This is a genomic window from Arachidicoccus sp. (genome assembly GCF_050436765.1).
Classification (GTDB): Bacteria; Bacteroidota; Bacteroidia; order Chitinophagales; family Chitinophagaceae; genus Arachidicoccus.
The window spans coordinates 1-16909 of record NZ_JBNQGD010000110.1 but is presented as its reverse complement, the minus strand read 5'-3'; the positions used below and the strand labels follow the sequence as shown (position 1 = coordinate 16909).

The following is a 16909-nucleotide window of genomic DNA, read 5'->3' as shown; positions in this document are numbered from 1 at the left end:
TTGATTCAGTAAAGGTAAATAAAAAATTAGCTGACACAGTTTATATTACACTCCCGTAAAAACGTCTATTAATGTACCGGCTTCTAAACATACACAACCATGCAAGATATTGGAAACCATAAAACAGGCATCACCTTGCTTTACGATTCTTTTTTCTTCGCCGATGGTAAACTCAAATACACCGCACTCAACAAAAGTTGCTTGCGTATGTTGATGCTGATGCATCGCGCCCTCAACGCCCTTTTCAAAACTTATCTTAAGCATCATCATTGTTTCGTCATAACCCAACAATTGCCGTGAAATGCCAGACTCAGGCGTTTCGACAAATAAATCTTTTTTGAAAATAAAACCTGTATTACTCATATATTATTAATATTTAATTCAATCGTACGACCTGCATCATTCCCTGCTGGAAATTGACAATTATATTTTTTATCATTTATTTCTATTTCTAAATATTTTTCCAATTGAGTCGGGTCAGACACAGAGAGACTAACCCCTCCATTGCGGGCAGGTTTCAACATCAAAACACAAGGTTTGCTTACTGAGATTCTATTTTTGTCATAAGTCAATGATCCGTTTCGATAAAAGACAGCTTGTAATATTTTTAATCTTGTATGGTAAACTGCTTGCAAAAAGTCATTGTTCGATAATATTTTAATATTGGAAATAGGATAGTTATTCATTTTCTTTTCGTTAACACCAGGGACTACAATATAAGCATAGTGGGCGTTCTGTGGCTTTACACCATGATTCAACCAAGTCTTAAAAATATATCCACTTACAGTATCTTTTTCATTATACATTCCATTTATTCGCCCCCAATTATTTTTTTCAAAATCTTGTGTTACGCGAATATTGCCACCTTCAGGGAAAAAATAACCGATACTATCCTGCCACAACCAGTTATCTCTTTGGGTTCCAAAATCAAAATCAATATCAGTTTTTACTAACCCATTATTAGAACTAAAGACTTTTGAATTCAACCAACATTGATTAATTGTTGTCGTAATAGGCTGTTCAGCATCGCAATAAATTCCAGCACCTAAACAAACAATTTCTTTATCAAAAAAGAAATAAGATTTTTTAGCTTGTACACCGTCAAAATTTTGTTGGTAAACATTGGCTCCGTAAAGACTATCTGAAACTCCGCCAACAAATTTTGTAGTTCCCAAGTGCCCCCACTGTGTCTTTGCAGGAATATCTGCCCTAAAATCTCGCGAGGTTACACCTGGGATTTTATCATATTCCCACAAAGGAAAAATTCCATTATATTCGTCCCCTCTTCTTTGTATATCTGTAGCTCCATCGCTCATTGTACGACCTAATAAATTTTCGCTATTACCTGTTTCAGTCCTGTTTGTACGCACAGAATTGCTTCTAACAGAGAATAAATAATCCTGCCGGACTTGCAACGTGTAATCACCTTTCCAAAATTGTCGATGCAAAGCTTTAATACCAAACGAGGCTGGTTTTTTATTCATAATTCTTTCCTCTACCTCTTTATATAACAAATTATCTTCAGGGCAAACCAACGCCACATTATGCAATAGGCCGCTTGCCAATGATAAATTCTTAAAGATGTCTCCTTTACGTGAGAAGCCTCGACCTGTCGTACTATAATCACTATAACCGGCCCTTAAAGTTTGTAGAAATACCCGATTGAAATAATAAACCAGCATCTTCTTTTTGTCTAGAGGGATTGACCATTTTGTATTTCTTAAAAACGCAGCGATCTTAAATTCGCAATTCATAAATGTCATTCCGTAAGCCGCTATTTGTAATTGTGGGCCATGTTGCAGAAAAGTATAGTCATACTGCAAACCTTCCTGGGTAGTAAATGAAATGGGTTCAAAACATTGTTCCACAGCAGAATCTAAGAGAGGTTTATTTTTTGTAATTACAGCCTGATAAAGATAATGAAGTGCCACGTCAATTTTATTAGCTCCAGTCTGCTTGTACATATTTCCGCGCTCCATCTTTATAAGCAAAGAATCTTTTAAAGAATTGGGAATAGCAATATCTCCATCTTGCAAAGTCAACAAGATTTGCCCCAAGATTTGCGGGCACCTTATCTCATTGGAATACCAATTGGGACAAATAGGGTTTTTTTTATTCCAATATTCTAAAGCAGCAATTATATTCCCGTACAAGACTTTATCCTTAAAATTTTTACTTAAAGAATTGGTATACGCAATTGCAAAAGACTGAACATGGAATAAGTGTTCAGAAACCGGCCAATTAGCTCTTCTTTTACTATTATAGTCGATATTTTTAAAGGAACCATCATTTCGCAATAACCTTTGCAGCCGTACAATATTTTCATCTTGCTGCGCAGCATTGCCTTCATTTAGGCGAAGCCCCGACACAATTTGATGTCCGATAATCATAAAATCACCTGCTTTAACTTTCTCACCCGAGCTTTTTTGAACATATGCAAATATGTTTGTACTAATAATGGCACAAAATAAAATTAATGAATACGTTTTCATACTTTTATAAAAAATGAATATTTATTCAAATGTAAGCAACAATTTGCGTTTCATGGCAAGAGATCAATAAGGCTTTCCCGGGCTCCATCATTAATATCAACGCAAAACAGGTTGCACACAATGTTTTTTGCGTGCAACCCGTTTCTTATAAAAGAAGTACTCTCTAATTAATACTCATCTTCGTTAAACATAAAGTCTTCTTGGCTTGGGTAATCAGGCCAAATATCCTCTATGCTCTCATATACCTCACCTTCGTATTCCAATTCTTGCAAATTTTCGACTACTTCTATGGGGGCTCCTGAGCGTATAGCAAAGTCTATCAATTCATCCTTGCTTGCGGGCCAAGGTGCGTCTTCAAGATAGCTCGCTAATTCTAAAGTCCAAAACATATCTTTCCAATTTAAATTTCGGCAAAAGTAATCCATCATTGCGAACTACCAAATAACATTTTTAAATAGCGTAATTAAGGTATAGTTAAATTAAAGTATGTTTGCAACAATAAGAATAAACAGACTATGCTCAAAGCTGTAAATATCCACAAGAAATACAACCAATTAGAGGTCTTAAAAGGTGTAAGCTTAGAAATAAAAAAGAAAGAAATCGTTTCTATTATTGGCTCTTCTGGAGCCGGGAAAACTACGCTGCTGCATATTCTTGGCACTTTAGATAGTTGTGACAAAGGAGAATTTTATCTAAATGACCAATCAATTCATAATTTAAAAGATAAAAAATTAGCTGCTTTTAGAAATAAAAATATAGGCTTTGTTTTTCAATTTCATCACCTTTTGCCGGAATTTAATGCATTAGAAAATGTATGTATCCCAGGATGGTTAGCAGGAAAAAAGAAAAAAGAAGTGGAAATAGAAGCAATTAGATTGCTAAAAATGCTGGGGCTAGCAAACCATTTAGAAAATAAACCAAACGCATTGAGTGGTGGCGAGCAACAGCGCGTCGCTGTAGCGCGCGCGTTGATAAACAAACCCGCCATTGTATTTGCCGACGAACCTACCGGCAACCTTGACAGTAAAAACGCAAAAGAATTACACAATTTATTTCTACAACTTCGGGATGAATTTGACCAGACATTTTTGATCGTTACACACAATGCAGAACTGGCTGATATGAGCGATAGGATTTTAAAAATGAAAGATGGACAAATCTGGGAGAAATAAATAAGATGTAATGTATTACTCTTCCTTTCGACGATAAATAAACTACAGTAAAAAATAGAGGCACCTCGTTATATGCAATAGCCTAAACATATGTTCGCGGCTCTTTTAATGGAAGATATACCATTCCATTATACTAATTCTATTATTTTCATTCATCAAAAAAACCTTAAACAATTGGATACTTATCTACAGAAATTATGGGTGGAATAAATTTTATGACATACATATTTCTCGCATTTTCCAATTAATCTGTTCTCGGTTTCCACTTCACTTCTGCTATCTTTAAATGAAGTCCAAGAAACCTACCTAAAACAAAAAGATAATCGCTGAGACGGTTGAGATATTTAATAGTCAGCGTAATATTCTCATCGGCTACTTCTTCTAAAAGTGTCACGCATAAGCGTTCGGTGCGACGGCATATAGTTCGGGCTAAGTGTGCATGTGAAATAATAATATGCCCACCAGGTAAAATAAAATGCGTCATCTTAGGCAAAGACTCATTCATTTTATCTATTTCATGTTCCAACAAAACAATGTCTCCTTCTTTTAAATCCGGAATAGCGAAGCGCGGTTCTTTTTGAGGATCGCAGGCCAATGCCGCACCTATCGTAAATAATCTATCTTGGATCTCTGTTAAAACAGAAGACAAAGAAATAGTGGCCAAATAATCATTCAGCAAACCAATCGCTGCATTTAGTTCATCGACCGTTCCATAACATTCAACACGCAAATTATTTTTTTTTACGCGCGTGCCACCAATTAAAGATGTCTGTCCCTTGTCGCCCGTTTTTGTATATATTTTTGCCAAATCAATTGAGTTAATAAAGTCTGCGCAAAATATCAAATATCTTAGATATTTTAATAGAAGAATTTAAGTTTTAAGGATTCAAGACTAAGCTGCCCTTCTGCGAAGGGTTTAAACTATCAGATTCAATGATGCCATCACGCAAACGTATCACTCGCTTAGCATATTCGGCAATGTCTTCTTCGTGTGTTACTAAAACTACCGTATTCCCGGCGGCTTGAATCTGGCCAAAGATTTCCATCACCTCTACTGAAGTCTTAGAATCCAAATTTCCTGTAGGCTCATCAGCCAAAAGAATTGCAGGGTTATTAATAATAGCTCTGGCAATAGCTACACGTTGAATTTGTCCACCACTCATTTCATTAGATTTATGATGACTACGATCACCTAGCCCCACTTTTTCCAAGGCTGCAATCGCACGCTCCATTCTTTCTTCTTTGCTTACACCTGCATATATAAGCGGCAATGCCACATTTTCTGCCGCAGTAAGCCTAGGCAACAAATTAAATTGTTGAAACACAAACCCGATCTCCACATTTCTTACATCTGCCAAATCATCATCCGGCATTTTGCTTACATCCTTCCCGTTTAAAATATAAGTACCACCAGTAGGGGTATCCAAGCAACCCAAAATATTCATCAAGGTGCTTTTGCCGCTACCGGAAGGCCCCATCAACGCTACATATTCATTCTTAAAAATATCGAGTGAAATACCTTTTAAAACGGGTATTCCATGCCCACCCATAATATATTGTTTCTCTATTTTATCTAAATGAATGATAGAAGACATAATTATTTTTTAGAATTATTTTTTAATCACTTTGGGAACTAAAATGTATTCACCATCAGTATTAGGGACATTTCGCAATGCCTCTTCACGAGTAATACTTCCTTCCACAACGTCGTCACGCAGAATATTTTGATGGGGGGTAATGTGCAGCAATGGTTCTACGTCAGAAGTGTCTACCTCGTTCAGTTTCTCGACAAACGAAATCATTTCTTTCAAATCAGATTTTATCGCTTCTTTTTCTTCCTCGTTAAATGTCAGCCGTGATAGATGTGCTAAGTCATCCACCAATTTATTTGTAATTTCTACCATTTAACAAAAATAAGCAAAGCAACGCAAGTTGCCCAAAATTTTGGACGAGCGGCAATTTTAAAGAATATGATAATAGGAAAAGTGGGAGGAGTAGAATTAAATGATCTTTATTCTACATTTGTCGTTTATAGTTGTTTGTTCCTCAATACTTTTTAATTTTGACTTGTACCATTTACTTATTTAAGTGCCTAATCAATATTTCCAATTTAAGCAATTCATCATACATCAAGACAAATGCGCCATGAAAGTGTGTACCGATGCTTGCTTGTTTGGAGCATTATTACCCACGATAGAAAAAGGAAACGCATTGGATATCGGAGCCGGGACCGGCTTACTTTCTTTAATGTTTGCCCAAAAAAATAGTAGTTGTTCTATTGATTCTGTCGAACTTGATGAAGCCGCCTGTGAGCAAGCGGCAGGAAATTTTCACCAGTCGAGATGGAAGAACAGATTGCACATTTATCAAGCGAGTATCCAAGCTTATACCAGCAATCTTCAAAAACAATACGATATTATTTTTTGCAACCCACCATTTTTTGAAAATGATTTAAAATCGGAAAATACAAAACGGAATCTCGCGCTACATTCAACACAGTTATCGCTTGCTCAATTAATTACTATAGCAAAAAATTTCTTAGCCTCAAAAGGTCTATTCTGCGTACTGCTTCCATATTCACGTAATAATTATTTTGAGCAATTGGCGAAGAAAGAACAACTTTTTTTACAAAAGAAAATATTCATCCGCCAAACTCCAAAACACGATTTCTTCAGAAGCGTCTTATTTTTCGGCAAAAACTCCATATCCAGTACTGAAGAAGAAATAACTATAAAAACTGGAGATGGCAAGTATTCCTTAAAATTTGTCCAATTATTGAATGATTACTATTTGTATTTGTAATTTTACCACATAATGAAAACAGTAAAAAAGATATTGAGGATTTTGAAAAAGGTATTTTGGCGAAAAAAAAGTTGTTGCGAATAAATTTTGAAAAATCTTTTGCAGATTAGTATGATGCACTTACATTTGCAATCCCAAATATACATCTGAAGCCCAGATGGCGGAATTGGTAGACGCGCTAGACTCAAAATCTGGTTTTCGCAAGGGAGTGCAGGTTCGATTCCTGTTCTGGGCACTTAAAAACCCTGTAAACGATTGATTTACAGGGTTTTTTAATTTCTTCATTTGTCATTTTTAATGCCTTTTTTACGCTTATTGCCATCATTGTTGACAAATATTTGACAAACGAAAATGGCTAATTTGACAAACGGGATTTTCGCCCAAATCTACTGGCGACAGGCGTTCCCAAATCTTACTGGTACACCATAACGCCATAGGTATCTTCCAGTTGCTCCTTAAAAACAGGGTGCGGATAAATTGCCTTTTCCGGATCATGATGCCGTTCAATATAGGCTTTCATCATGCCGGACGAGGCTACCCCCGGTCTTATGATAGAGGACGCAGCTACCAGCGTTAAGTAGTTATCGCATTGCAGCTTTGTAATGAGCTGCCTCATGGCCGGGCTCTCAATATAAAAGCAACCGATAGTATCGGCAGATTTTAGCTGTGCCGCAATTCTTTCATCTCTAAAAAAGCGGTGCGGGTCATCGGTACTGACGACGGCCCCTGTATTCTGCCTGATAATTTCCTTGCAGTCCCTGATATGACCGATACCGCGTTGAGAAAGAATATCGAACTTCTCGAAGCCGATATCCTCCGCTACATACATATCAAACTGTGCTGTAGGCAGTCCTTTAGGTGGGTAATCCAAAGCGCAATAGTTAGTGACAGGCTGCTCTGAAATCAATACCCCAGAGGCATGTATCATCCTTTGATTAGGAAAGTCGGCCATCTGGTTATAGACGGAAAGGATCATGTTCGTTACCTCGTTCTTGTTCAGCATGTGCTCTGGCTCGTGTACCAAACGGTCTATTTCGCTTTTGGGCAGACCATAGACCTTTCCCAGTTCCCGGATAATGGAGCGTGAGCGAAAAGTGCTCATTGCGCCCATTAAGGCTACATGACCACTCTGGTATCGGTGAAAGATATAATCGTAGATATCATCCCGGTTATCCATGAAAAGTCTATGTCGAAATCAGGAGGTGTTTTGCGCTTTGGGTTCAGGAAACGCTCAAAATACAGGTTGAGTGTAATGGGATCGACATCTGTAATGCCCAGGCAATAAGCAATGATACTATTTGCCCCGCTCCCCCTGCCGACGTAATGATAGTTTTTTGTCCTCGCATACCTGCATATATCATCCGTAATAAGGAAGTAAGAGGAAAAGTTCAGGTTGTCTATTATTTCCAGTTCTTTCATCACGCGCTCATTGGCTACCTTATCATTTTTTTCGTAGCGTCTTGCAAAACCGTCCATTGTATATTTAAGCAGAAGCCTTTTATCGTCATACCTGTTGCCTGTAAATGTTTTCTTGTTTTTGACCTCTTTAAAATTGAAATCAAAACTACATTGCTGCAGTAGCCTGTTTGTATTGCCTATCAGCTTTGGAAAATCTTTATAAGCCAGTAACAACTGTGTTTTAGGTATCATTACCTCACTTCTTTGTCCCGCCTGATGTGGTTTTAGCTGGGATATCAGGATATTGTTATCAATGGAGTGGAGCTGCAAATGCAGCTTGTAGTCTTTGGCATGAAAAGATACGGTTTGAAGTATCAAATAGCGCTCGTAATTAGACGCTGTTTCCGTTCTTATCTTATTAAGCTGGTCAGCACGAATTCCTATATACTCATGCTCTTTCAGATCGCTTATTTTTCTTTTACCGTAAGGATAGACTACAAAGGCATGGCTAAATTCAGGCGCGGTGGCGGGCAATAATTTATTATCCCTGTTAGCCTTTGTCATGAGATCATTGAGCTCCTTAAAGCCCTGCTGATTTTTTGCAATACCGATATAAAGCAATTCATTTTCATTACGGAATTCCATACCTGCAATGCCATTAAGACCTTTTTCTTTGGTAAGGCGAATAAAATCAAGCATCGCCGAGCTGTTGTTAATATCCGTAAGCACGGCGGTATCATAACCGGCCAGCATCATATCCTCCATGATCTGTTCAAGGCTTAAGGTGCCATATCGTAAGCTATAATAACTATGAACGTTCAATAACATACTCTTCTGTTGATTTTATCCTCACAATGACAGCACCCCGGGAGAAGTTGAAGTGCCAGTCGCATCGGCATGGCGGAATGGATGCCAAACCTGCAGACCTCATAGGGGCATGGCGCTACCATAGCACAGTCAGAGAGGCTGCTTACCAGAACAGGCTCTTCCACCAGGTCGCTGCTCAACAACCTTTCCACTGATACAAAAAATGTATCCAAATCACAATGCACAATTTGCGGTTCCATATAAATTAACTACTTTTGATACTATTAATATCAATAAATTGATTCCAATAATATCAAAGAATGAATAAGCAGCAAAAAATATTTTTCCCTGATAACATCAGGTTTTTAAGAGAGCGCAAAAAATTAAGCCAGGAAGGGATAGCACAACTACTTGATTTTACAAGAGTTAAATTAAATGCATTAGAATCCGGAAAGACTAGAAACCCCGCTTTGGAAGACTTAGTTAAATTTTCAAAATTCTTCAAAATCAGTATAGACAGCCTGGTACAGATCGATCTTTCCAGGCTACTGGAGCTACAGCTCCGTGACCTGGAAGCCGGCAACGATGTTTTTATGATCGGCTCGAAGATCCGGGTATTGCCGATTACTGTTGATAGCGAAAACCGGCAAAATTCCGAATATGTACCGATAAAGGCGAAAATGGGTTATGCTTCAGGGTACAACGATCCCGAGTATATTAATGCTTTACCCAAGTATAACATACCCTCCCTTTCCAGAAACGGAACATACAGAACATTCCAGGCAGAAGGAGATTCTATGTACCCGGTCCCGGACAAGGCGGAAGTAACCGGGGCATACGTAGAGAACTGGCTGGCAATGAAGCCGGACACTCCTTGTATTGTCGTACTGAAAGGGGCTAACAATTTTGTATTTAAACTGGTAACCGTAAATAAAAAAGAAAAGAACTTCATACTAAAATCTCTCAATCCGCTATACAAGCCCTATATTGTAGAAGGAGAAGAAATCCTGGAATTCTGGGAATTTAAAAAACTGCATCTTGACCGTCTTCCGGAAGAGCCTACGGAAATCCATGAGGTAAGGCAGTTGTTAGAAGTGATGCATAGTGATTTAAAAAAACTAAATAAAAAAACTTATGAATAGAATTACGGACGTAACAAGGAGACAAATAGCAGATGAAATGACTCTAAAAAAATTATGGTATCACGGAAATCAAGACGAACCTACATTTTTAATGAGACTAATTAATTTAAAAGATTTACCCTCCCGAGATACGAGATACACAAATGCTTATGACGACATCTATCAACATATGGTAAACAATATAGATTGGGATATTGATTGGATATATACTGATCCCCGTATCAATCTGTTTTACAGCAACGATGACTTGTATCTAAGATTTTTATGTGAAACAATACATCCACGTATGAGAACCAATAATGAAGAGGTCTCTGTATTATTAAAAATATACAATACCTATTTGCAAAAAGATGGGTTTGAAATTGTTCCTACAGGCGAAATATCAGAAAGGCCAACGTTTGGCGGAAGAGAAATAGTCGCAGGAGGAGATCTTCTGCATGCAAAAAGTGATGAGATTAAAAAACACTTTAATACAGATTATGTCAATAGTAAGATTAAGATTATGACTCAGGCGTTAAATAGTGATACCGATCTTGCTATTGGAACGGCCAAAGAACTTTTAGAAACAACATGCAAATCCATTTTAAAACAAAAAAAGGTCATTATTGATTCAAACTGGACATTACCTCAGCTTCTTAAAGAAACAACCAATGTACTAGATTTCTCTCCAAAAGATGCAGCAGATCCCCATAAGGCGGAAAAGGCAATTCGACAAATACTCGGTGGAATTGGCTCAATTGTACACGGTGTTAGCGAGTTAAGAAATAGCTATGGTACCGGACATGGTAAAGACGCCGACTTTAAAGGATTAGAAACCAAATATGCTAAACTAATTGTAGGAATCACCAGTGAAGTAGTTGTTCTCTATTTGGCTGCAATTGGAGAAAAGGCAGAACTTATCGTGGTATAAATATCAAAACGAAAATAATAATGTCAACAGAAATAAATTTTAGATTAATAGCAACCCAAATCGGTGATGCACTTAAATACTCCACTTCGGTCAACAGTATTGATCGGGCAGCATATTCGATTCTGAAAATCAATAAAGAAGAATTTCCAAATCCTTCAATTACTTCGGTTAGAGCACAGTGTTTATATAATTGGATATTGTCCCTTGCAAAAACTTCAATGGAATCCACAGAGCGACTAAAGCGGCTTGTGGATTTTTGTTTTGAATTGACTCCGGAGGAATACAAGAGGTCAACAATCGAATTCTTAGAAAGAAATAATTGCCCTTATAACTTGATATATAAAGATGGAATTGACGAATTCCTAAAGCGGAATTTTCACGCTGAGGTCAATAAGCATTCACAACGATTATTTGTCCAGGAAAATTATTTTCACGCAGTCTTTGAAAGCGCTAAAGCTTTTAACAAAGATGTAAAAACCAAGTCCCTTAATGAAAAAGATGGACAGCCATTAATGCTAAATGTTTGGGCATCAGAAAGCGGAGTGCTCAAAGTAACGCCTTGCCAGTCTCAAACGGACAAAGATTTCCAGGATGGAATAAAATTCATATCAGGAGGCCTAATGAGTGCTATAAGAAACCCTACCGCTCACGAACCGGCTATAACTTGGCCCATTAACCGGCAAGACTGCTTAGACATACTAAGCCTGATCTCATTTTTGTATCGGCAGCTGGACAAGGCAGTATATTTTAAAAGTTGATATAAAGTACCTCGAACAATACTTAAAATGGAACCACTAAGATTTAAGAATGACAAGTATGTAATGCCTCCTGGCTCTTTGACAGATAGATTGCCGCACCCTTTTGAGTCATCAATAAGGTCAGTGGAGGTGGCGATTTTTTTTGAGCACAGATATGCATTTTTTTTCTGGGCAAAATGGCATAGGCTATTAAAAGAAGAAGAAATTATTAAAGATATTCCGCCGACATTAGTTACTCTTGACTGGCATCAAGACCTGGCCTTCCCGACAGATCAACAAAAACAATGGCTGGATGAACTGGACATGGAATCAAATACCGCGTTAAGTCTCTTTAGTTGGTCCAGCTTGTCAGCCCTTAACGACGAACAAATAGCTACTGCGGCATATCTCAACTTAATTGGTGACATCTATGTCCATTGCAGACAAGGAATCCGGCAGGAATGGGAGGATATGGAATTAATTGACAAATACGGGAACGTTCATCAAATAAAAAGATTCAAAACATTTGAATCGATGGAAGCGTCCCTATTAAGCAGCACTATCGATACGGTATATTTCGATATTGATCTTGATTTTTTCGTCCTTGGCAATCCATATAGTACTGGTGGGGCTACCAATCCCAGCAAATTCTCATATTTGGCGGAGAGTGCTATTACCGAAATTTTAAATTTTAACCGTCCATTAATCCAATGGATTCTAAAAAGGCTATGCGGTTTTACGATCGCCATCGAGCCTGAGCATACTGGTGGCTTAATGAGAGCAATGAAATATCTAAAAATTATTGACAGCTTGTATTTCAAACCTTCTTTGTTAACCTATTGCGGATCAAACTGGAAGAACAACAGCAATTGGAAGCATCTAAAATATTAGCAATTCACAAGAAATAAATATTTAAGCATGGCATTTAAAGATACTCCACAAATTGACAGATTTTCGAAAAATAGTAACATCTCTGAGGTTGCTTTAGAAGGATGCCTTAATCAGGCCGCTGGGTATATATGTAGAAGGGATGTTCCTGATAAGGGTTGCGATTATGACGTAGAATTAATTGAAAACGGAACTAATATAACTGCATGGCGTTTTGCTCTTCAGTTAAAAAGTGTAGAGAAGCTAACCTTTGTTTCTGACGGAACTCATATATCATACAATATTGAAACGTCCAGATTGGGATATATAATGAGACGAATTCCTGCAAGGGGGTTAATCGTTTTATATTCTCTTGAACAAAACAAGATGTTTTATGATTATGCTGACAAAATCTACGAGCGATTAATGACGGACCGAGATTCCGATGCATGGCAAGATAACGACACAGTAAATATCAGAATACCCATAGAAAATGTGATGGACAGCGATGGCGTAAAAAAGATCCATGACATTTTCATAAATCGTTTTCGCAGCGCGGCCCAAATGCAGTCTTCACATGGAGCTAAATATGGATTGCCAACAACTAATCTGTCAGGTGATACCGGTTACGACTGGAATAACCTGGATGATGTAAAGAAAATGCTTGTTGAGTATGGCATTTTTTTGCTCAATAATTACGATCTGCATATCGTTTACGAATTAATCAGCCGGCTATCACATAATGAAATATGTGCCGATAGGGAGCTGCTCAAGCTGGCGGCTGCCACCTATTGTGAGATAGGAATGTATTCTGAAGCCCGACTCTATAACAAGCGGTTTCTCAAATCCACAGGTATTACCCCAAACGAAAAGATGGTATCTGACTATATTGAACTCAAAATTGGGTTAGGTTTAGGAGAAGTGTCTATTCAAGATTTTATAGCTACCGCTACAGACATTTCGAATCGTGATACAAATGAGCATAACAAGATAATGCTTGAGATCAATGTTACATTCTATAAATTATTAGAACTAAAAGCAGACGAAGAAATACCAGAAAGCATCAAGCTGAGTATCAATGATGTTCAATTAAGGATAAAAAAAGTACGGTTATCCCTGCCAACATTAAAGCGATGTTTGGAATATGGAATGCAGAGAATCTTGGCTTAATAAACAATAAGCTTAACCACGAGGAGATTGCAAAATTTCGACTGAAAGAATGCATGGGATATAACTTAGACTTAGACAGGCGAAAGAGTTTGGCTCTAAAAGCTATCAACCGGGAAATGGAATTTGCAAAAATTGCCGAGGATCTAAGGAGGGATCTTCAGAAGTTGCAGGACCCCGTGCTGGAAGCCTATTTGAAATCTGTAGTTGCGCGCCATTTCTTGTCAAAGGAAATAACCACAATCGCTTTCGATATTATAGAAAAGTCTGATGATCACAAAAGATTACTTTTAAGCAGGATCAATTTACTATTGAATGCCTACCAGATTTATATAAGACATAATCTTTTCAAAGAAGCACATTCTTCTCTTTGTGATGCATTAGAATTATTGGATGTATCCAGACAATATTATGAATATAATGATGATGTGGATAAAGAATCCATCTTCAAAGCAAAAATAGCATTGGAGCAACATACAGATTTAACAGGATATAAGTTAGTTGTTACTGAGTTAATTAAAAATCAAAAAGGCAGAAAGCATGATCTAATGTTTTCCGATAATCAATTTGCTTTCCTGAAAGAAATGGATGATTCCAAATTAGATTGGTTCTCCAAAAAGCTAAATGCCTCCTTGGAATTAAACCATAATCAGTTTGAAAATCTACGGAACGAAATAAAGGCATTAAGGATTTTCGCAAATAGGTGTACTGATAAAAACGTTCAGGCTTTACGAGTTTACAATGAAACAAATACCAAAGAAAACCTTTACAATGAGCCAGTCAAATTTGTTCTCCAGAGCAAAGCAACCGGGCTAACAACCCATGAAAGCACAGATATGAATGAGTTATTGGAATGGTGGCGAATGTGATTCTGGCCCCATCATAGTTAATTGGGATTAATCAATTTGTTATCCTTGCATTTATTCAGAATTCACTTTCCATTTATAGCTCTTTAAATAAATCTTTGTATTCTTCAATTTCGTGGGTTTCTAAAGTAGCTTCTACAAATTGTAGATGTTCCATGCTTTCATAATGACCATAAAACAATACAATTGCCTTTTTACCCTTATTCTTTGTAGATGGGTATATTAACCCATCAATTTGCTGCTTTAACCCATAACGGAAGTACTCTGTAATGATCTGAGTAGGCACGTACTTTATATGTACCATACCATTTCTTTTTATTGGCTTTGCCAAATCTCTAACCAGACTATGCAGGAAAACAATTTCTAAATATTTTTCCCTTTTATTTTGATCAAATGGACTTGGTACATCGGGAAGTTTACTAAGGTCAATTACATTAACTGAGCTTTTCAACCCAAACTGAACATGAGTGATCTTTTTCATTTCATCATCTTCGTACAAAGTTTCCAATAGAGCCGTTTCTAATTCAAATGCTGCATAGAACATTGATATGCCAGCAGGGCTCATTCTGTTCACATTTTTCGTAAATCGATCATCAGGTGCGCATAGCTCTTCTTTCTTATTGGGAGTATCTTCATTTGAGTGCTGACGTGCCCTGTGTAATCGCTGTCCTTCACTTAATACACTATAGAGTTTATATTTCTTTACAAGTTTGCCAATTTCTTTAAGTATTCTCGCAGGATCAATAGGCACTTCCCAGGTATCGCTGTAATCTGTATAATATTGAAACTGATAACGAACCCGATGCTTAACGATATGTGTAAATTTCTCCCATGAAAGAAATCGACGATCCGGACCCGTTCCGTGAAATTCCTGTTCACTTGCCCATGAACGTCCATAGTCAATAGAATCTCTCATATCGTCATAAAGTTTACTATTGTTTATCTCTAATTGAAATTTATCTTCTAATATTTCCCATCCATCGAATGTTTGCGTTAAATAGCCACCTTCTGCGCTATTGTAGGGAGCAAACTCCGCAGCTTCAGTATAAAAGTTGCACACAGTCTCCATTAGAAATATCATTACTTTTTCAAGTTCGGCTACTGCCTTTGTTTTTCCACAATAATCACAGCAACCCTTTTCACCATTTCTTTTTACAAATTGCCGAACCGCAGTATCTTCAATATGATCAGCACAAACACATTTGTCCGGTACACCATTTAACCCATAACTCCATAAATTCATTGCTTCTTCTAATACTCCACTCATTTCTTAACTATTTTGTAAATAAATATTTATGATACCGGGGCATGCCTAATTTCAAACAATGAAAAATTAGGATAGTCACGCTTGTGTATTAGGGCTATTCTAAATTTCATACTTAGTGGCGTATCGTGTATATTTTTGTAATCGAACGTCACTGTAATTGTTGGGAAAGAGGTTTGATCGTCATTAAGTTTACGTAAAGAATTAAATAACTGAAATGCTCCAATAATTTGATCAGGAATCACTGCCTTTATTTATCGCACTTAGGTTAATACTCTCTATTTCTTGTATTTTTCGATATCCTTTGTAATTGTAATATGGTGCATTAATAGTTAAATTGATATAGCTATTCTTTTCATTGTCGGCGTTTACTTCTGTAGATCTCACTTCTATTTTAGAATTATTAATAACCAATAAGTTTCTTAATTGATTTAAATCGATTTGGAATGTGGCTATGACATTATTTGCAAGACCAAGACCTAGGTTAGAGATTTTTAAATAAAAAGGGTTTGAAAAATGCTCATGTGGTTAGGTTGGTTTCGTAGGCGGAGAATAATCATAAAAATCTTCGTTAATTGATGGGTTCATCCTTGTCATATCTGACGAAAAGAATTCATCATCTTCAATCTCAATTAATGGCTTTACAGATGAATTAACGGCCTCCTCATGATTACGCCTTTCAATCTTACTAAGATTGACCGCAATAATTATAGTAACAATTAATGTTAATAGCGATATTATTGGCCCCAGAATGCCACCAAAATAATCGCCAAAGGCAGCCCAGTCTGATGGATTATCAGAACGCTGTAGCTCATGGAAATCTTTTACATAAAAAAATATGGGGGTGCAAATAACCACAATTGTGAGAAACACAGAAAGAGAAAGAAACCATTTTGTTTTATTCGTCATACCCGTTGAAATTTAAGCTTGTTTCAGTCCATAGATCGCCGCTTTATCCACTACGGTTTACTATTGCGCCTTCTTTAAGGAATCAGACTTTTCTATTTGGACTTTATTCTGATTTCCCATTTCATACCTGTCTTTCTTGAAACTGAAATATGCAAATATTATTAGAACAATTGCATTCAAAGCAATTGCAATAATTTTAATTATGGACCAAAAATTTTTCAACTTCGAATCTTTCGTCCTACTTGTATAGCCGCCTTTGTTTATAAATTCTATTCCCTGTAAATTAATTTGATATGCATTTTCATTCTCCTGGAAATTTACAAGACCGTCATTGTAAAGTTTGTCCAAAAAAAGCTTTGGTTCAGTATAATTGTGG

The 16909-nt window shown here is 37.0% G+C and carries 19 protein-coding genes, 1 tRNA gene and 2 pseudogenes; 9 read left to right on the top strand and 13 right to left on the bottom strand.

Annotation, left to right across the window (positions count from 1 at the left end; all coding sequences use genetic code 11):
• Nucleotides 1-45: 45 nt before the first annotated feature.
• From ACQR30_RS04510 to ACQR30_RS04500, 3 genes are all read right to left on the bottom strand, one after another.
• Nucleotides 46-363: a cupin domain-containing protein gene (locus ACQR30_RS04510; RefSeq protein WP_429731868.1), complete on the bottom strand. Its 318-nt coding sequence runs from the start codon at nt 361-363 to the stop codon at nt 46-48.
• Nucleotides 360-2492, bottom strand: coding sequence for a polysaccharide lyase family 8 super-sandwich domain-containing protein (locus ACQR30_RS04505; RefSeq protein ID WP_429731865.1), 2133 nt, complete (start codon nt 2490-2492; stop codon nt 360-362). Before ACQR30_RS04505 ends, ACQR30_RS04510 begins: the two co-directional genes overlap by 4 nt.
• Nucleotides 2493-2659: 167 nt before the next feature.
• Nucleotides 2660-2881, bottom strand: coding sequence for a DUF2795 domain-containing protein (locus ACQR30_RS04500; protein WP_091397889.1), 222 nt, complete (start codon nt 2879-2881; stop codon nt 2660-2662).
• Between the two features lie 126 nt (nt 2882-3007).
• On the opposite strand from ACQR30_RS04500, the gene ACQR30_RS04495 reads away from it, so the two are divergent.
• Nucleotides 3008-3664, top strand: a complete 657-nt coding sequence (locus tag ACQR30_RS04495) for an ABC transporter ATP-binding protein (protein WP_429731863.1) — start codon at nt 3008-3010, stop codon at nt 3662-3664.
• Between the two features lie 244 nt (nt 3665-3908).
• On the opposite strand, the gene ACQR30_RS04490 is transcribed toward ACQR30_RS04495, so the two are convergent.
• The 3 genes from ACQR30_RS04490 to gatC all read right to left on the bottom strand — a co-directional run bounded on the left by ACQR30_RS04490 (nt 3909) and on the right by gatC (nt 5568).
• Nucleotides 3909-4472: a cob(I)yrinic acid a,c-diamide adenosyltransferase gene (locus tag ACQR30_RS04490; RefSeq protein ID WP_429731860.1), complete on the bottom strand. Its 564-nt coding sequence runs from the start codon at nt 4470-4472 to the stop codon at nt 3909-3911.
• Between the two features lie 70 nt (nt 4473-4542).
• Nucleotides 4543-5259, bottom strand: a complete 717-nt coding sequence (locus ACQR30_RS04485; RefSeq protein WP_429731857.1) for an ABC transporter ATP-binding protein — start codon at nt 5257-5259, stop codon at nt 4543-4545.
• 15 nt (nt 5260-5274) lie between these two features.
• A complete protein-coding gene (gene gatC, locus ACQR30_RS04480) occupies nt 5275-5568 on the bottom strand; it encodes an Asp-tRNA(Asn)/Glu-tRNA(Gln) amidotransferase subunit GatC (RefSeq protein WP_429731854.1) in 294 nt (97 codons plus the stop codon).
• Between the two features lie 241 nt (nt 5569-5809).
• On the opposite strand from gatC, the gene ACQR30_RS04475 reads away from it, so the two are divergent.
• Both ACQR30_RS04475 and ACQR30_RS04470 read left to right on the top strand, forming a co-directional pair.
• Complete coding sequence (locus ACQR30_RS04475) at nt 5810-6466, top strand: tRNA1(Val) (adenine(37)-N6)-methyltransferase (protein WP_429731851.1); 657 nt, start codon at nt 5810-5812, stop codon at nt 6464-6466.
• 151 nt (nt 6467-6617) lie between these two features.
• A tRNA-Leu gene (locus tag ACQR30_RS04470) sits at nt 6618-6701 on the top strand.
• 177 nt (nt 6702-6878) lie between these two features.
• Here the strand turns inward: ACQR30_RS04470 and ACQR30_RS04465 are convergent.
• From ACQR30_RS04465 to ACQR30_RS04455, 3 genes and pseudogenes are all read right to left on the bottom strand, one after another.
• Nucleotides 6879-8428 (bottom strand): annotated as a pseudogene (locus tag ACQR30_RS04465) (hypothetical protein).
• Nucleotides 8417-8692 (bottom strand): annotated as a pseudogene (locus tag ACQR30_RS04460) (PHP domain-containing protein); the annotation flags it as partial. The pseudogenes ACQR30_RS04465 and ACQR30_RS04460, both read right to left, overlap by 12 nt.
• Nucleotides 8683-8931: a hypothetical protein gene (locus ACQR30_RS04455; RefSeq protein ID WP_429731848.1), complete on the bottom strand. Its 249-nt coding sequence runs from the start codon at nt 8929-8931 to the stop codon at nt 8683-8685. The pseudogene ACQR30_RS04460 and the gene ACQR30_RS04455, both read right to left, overlap by 10 nt.
• Nucleotides 8932-8991: 60 nt before the next feature.
• On the opposite strand from ACQR30_RS04455, the gene ACQR30_RS04450 reads away from it, so the two are divergent.
• From ACQR30_RS04450 to ACQR30_RS04425, 6 genes are read left to right on the top strand one after another with little or no spacing between them, the layout of a single operon-like run.
• On the top strand, nt 8992-9813 hold the full coding sequence (locus tag ACQR30_RS04450; RefSeq protein ID WP_429731845.1) for an XRE family transcriptional regulator: 822 nt from the start codon (nt 8992-8994) through the stop codon (nt 9811-9813).
• A complete protein-coding gene (locus ACQR30_RS04445; protein ID WP_429731842.1) occupies nt 9806-10723 on the top strand; it encodes an abortive infection family protein in 918 nt (305 codons plus the stop codon). Before ACQR30_RS04450 ends, ACQR30_RS04445 begins: the two co-directional genes overlap by 8 nt.
• 20 nt (nt 10724-10743) lie before the next feature.
• Nucleotides 10744-11481, top strand: a complete 738-nt coding sequence (locus tag ACQR30_RS04440; RefSeq protein WP_429731839.1) for a TIGR02391 family protein — start codon at nt 10744-10746, stop codon at nt 11479-11481.
• A gap of 27 nt (nt 11482-11508) precedes the next feature.
• The gene (locus tag ACQR30_RS04435; RefSeq protein WP_429731837.1) at nt 11509-12351 is read left to right on the top strand and encodes a hypothetical protein; all 843 of its coding nucleotides are present in this window, start codon (nt 11509-11511) and stop codon (nt 12349-12351) included.
• Between the two features lie 27 nt (nt 12352-12378).
• The gene (locus tag ACQR30_RS04430; protein ID WP_429731834.1) at nt 12379-13497 is read left to right on the top strand and encodes a DUF4365 domain-containing protein; all 1119 of its coding nucleotides are present in this window, start codon (nt 12379-12381) and stop codon (nt 13495-13497) included.
• Nucleotides 13461-14363, top strand: a complete 903-nt coding sequence (locus tag ACQR30_RS04425; RefSeq protein ID WP_429731831.1) for a hypothetical protein — start codon at nt 13461-13463, stop codon at nt 14361-14363. Before ACQR30_RS04430 ends, ACQR30_RS04425 begins: the two co-directional genes overlap by 37 nt.
• Before the next feature lie 73 nt (nt 14364-14436).
• On the opposite strand, the gene ACQR30_RS04420 is transcribed toward ACQR30_RS04425, so the two are convergent.
• The 4 genes from ACQR30_RS04420 to ACQR30_RS04405 form a co-directional block, all read right to left on the bottom strand.
• Entirely contained in the window at nt 14437-15627 is a 1191-nt protein-coding gene (locus tag ACQR30_RS04420) for a HEPN-associated N-terminal domain-containing protein (RefSeq protein ID WP_429731828.1), read from the bottom strand.
• Nucleotides 15628-15858: 231 nt separating this feature from the next.
• Nucleotides 15859-16011 (bottom strand): hypothetical protein, encoded by a 153-nt coding sequence (locus tag ACQR30_RS04415; RefSeq protein ID WP_429731825.1) that lies wholly within the window; start codon nt 16009-16011, stop codon nt 15859-15861.
• Between the two features lie 141 nt (nt 16012-16152).
• Nucleotides 16153-16533, bottom strand: a complete 381-nt coding sequence (locus ACQR30_RS04410) for a hypothetical protein (protein WP_429731823.1) — start codon at nt 16531-16533, stop codon at nt 16153-16155.
• A gap of 60 nt (nt 16534-16593) precedes the next feature.
• The coding region (locus tag ACQR30_RS04405) for a hypothetical protein (RefSeq protein WP_429731820.1) at nt 16594-16909 on the bottom strand (316 nt) is incomplete at its 5' end.

What these genes read in the sequence shown, in the direction of transcription:
- ACQR30_RS04510 (WP_429731868.1), bottom strand. Translation starts at nt 363, where the DNA reads ATGAGTAATACAGGTTTTATTTTCAAAAAAGATTTATTTGTCGAAACG.
- ACQR30_RS04425 (WP_429731831.1), top strand. Translation starts at nt 13,461, where the DNA reads ATGTTTGGAATATGGAATGCAGAGAATCTTGGCTTAATAAACAATAAG.
- ACQR30_RS04450 (WP_429731845.1), top strand. Translation starts at nt 8,992, where the DNA reads ATGAATAAGCAGCAAAAAATATTTTTCCCTGATAACATCAGGTTTTTA.
- ACQR30_RS04475 (WP_429731851.1), top strand. Translation starts at nt 5,810, where the DNA reads ATGAAAGTGTGTACCGATGCTTGCTTGTTTGGAGCATTATTACCCACG.
- ACQR30_RS04420 (WP_429731828.1), bottom strand. Translation starts at nt 15,627, where the DNA reads ATGAGTGGAGTATTAGAAGAAGCAATGAATTTATGGAGTTATGGGTTA.
- ACQR30_RS04505 (WP_429731865.1), bottom strand. Translation starts at nt 2,492, where the DNA reads ATGAAAACGTATTCATTAATTTTATTTTGTGCCATTATTAGTACAAAC.
- ACQR30_RS04455 (WP_429731848.1), bottom strand. Translation starts at nt 8,931, where the DNA reads ATGGAACCGCAAATTGTGCATTGTGATTTGGATACATTTTTTGTATCA.
- ACQR30_RS04440 (WP_429731839.1), top strand. Translation starts at nt 10,744, where the DNA reads ATGTCAACAGAAATAAATTTTAGATTAATAGCAACCCAAATCGGTGAT.
- ACQR30_RS04500 (WP_091397889.1), bottom strand. Translation starts at nt 2,881, where the DNA reads ATGTTTTGGACTTTAGAATTAGCGAGCTATCTTGAAGACGCACCTTGG.
- ACQR30_RS04435 (WP_429731837.1), top strand. Translation starts at nt 11,509, where the DNA reads ATGGAACCACTAAGATTTAAGAATGACAAGTATGTAATGCCTCCTGGC.
- ACQR30_RS04445 (WP_429731842.1), top strand. Translation starts at nt 9,806, where the DNA reads ATGAATAGAATTACGGACGTAACAAGGAGACAAATAGCAGATGAAATG.
- ACQR30_RS04430 (WP_429731834.1), top strand. Translation starts at nt 12,379, where the DNA reads ATGGCATTTAAAGATACTCCACAAATTGACAGATTTTCGAAAAATAGT.
- ACQR30_RS04495 (WP_429731863.1), top strand. Translation starts at nt 3,008, where the DNA reads ATGCTCAAAGCTGTAAATATCCACAAGAAATACAACCAATTAGAGGTC.
- gatC (WP_429731854.1), bottom strand. Translation starts at nt 5,568, where the DNA reads ATGGTAGAAATTACAAATAAATTGGTGGATGACTTAGCACATCTATCA.
- ACQR30_RS04485 (WP_429731857.1), bottom strand. Translation starts at nt 5,259, where the DNA reads ATGTCTTCTATCATTCATTTAGATAAAATAGAGAAACAATATATTATG.
- ACQR30_RS04410 (WP_429731823.1), bottom strand. Translation starts at nt 16,533, where the DNA reads ATGACGAATAAAACAAAATGGTTTCTTTCTCTTTCTGTGTTTCTCACA.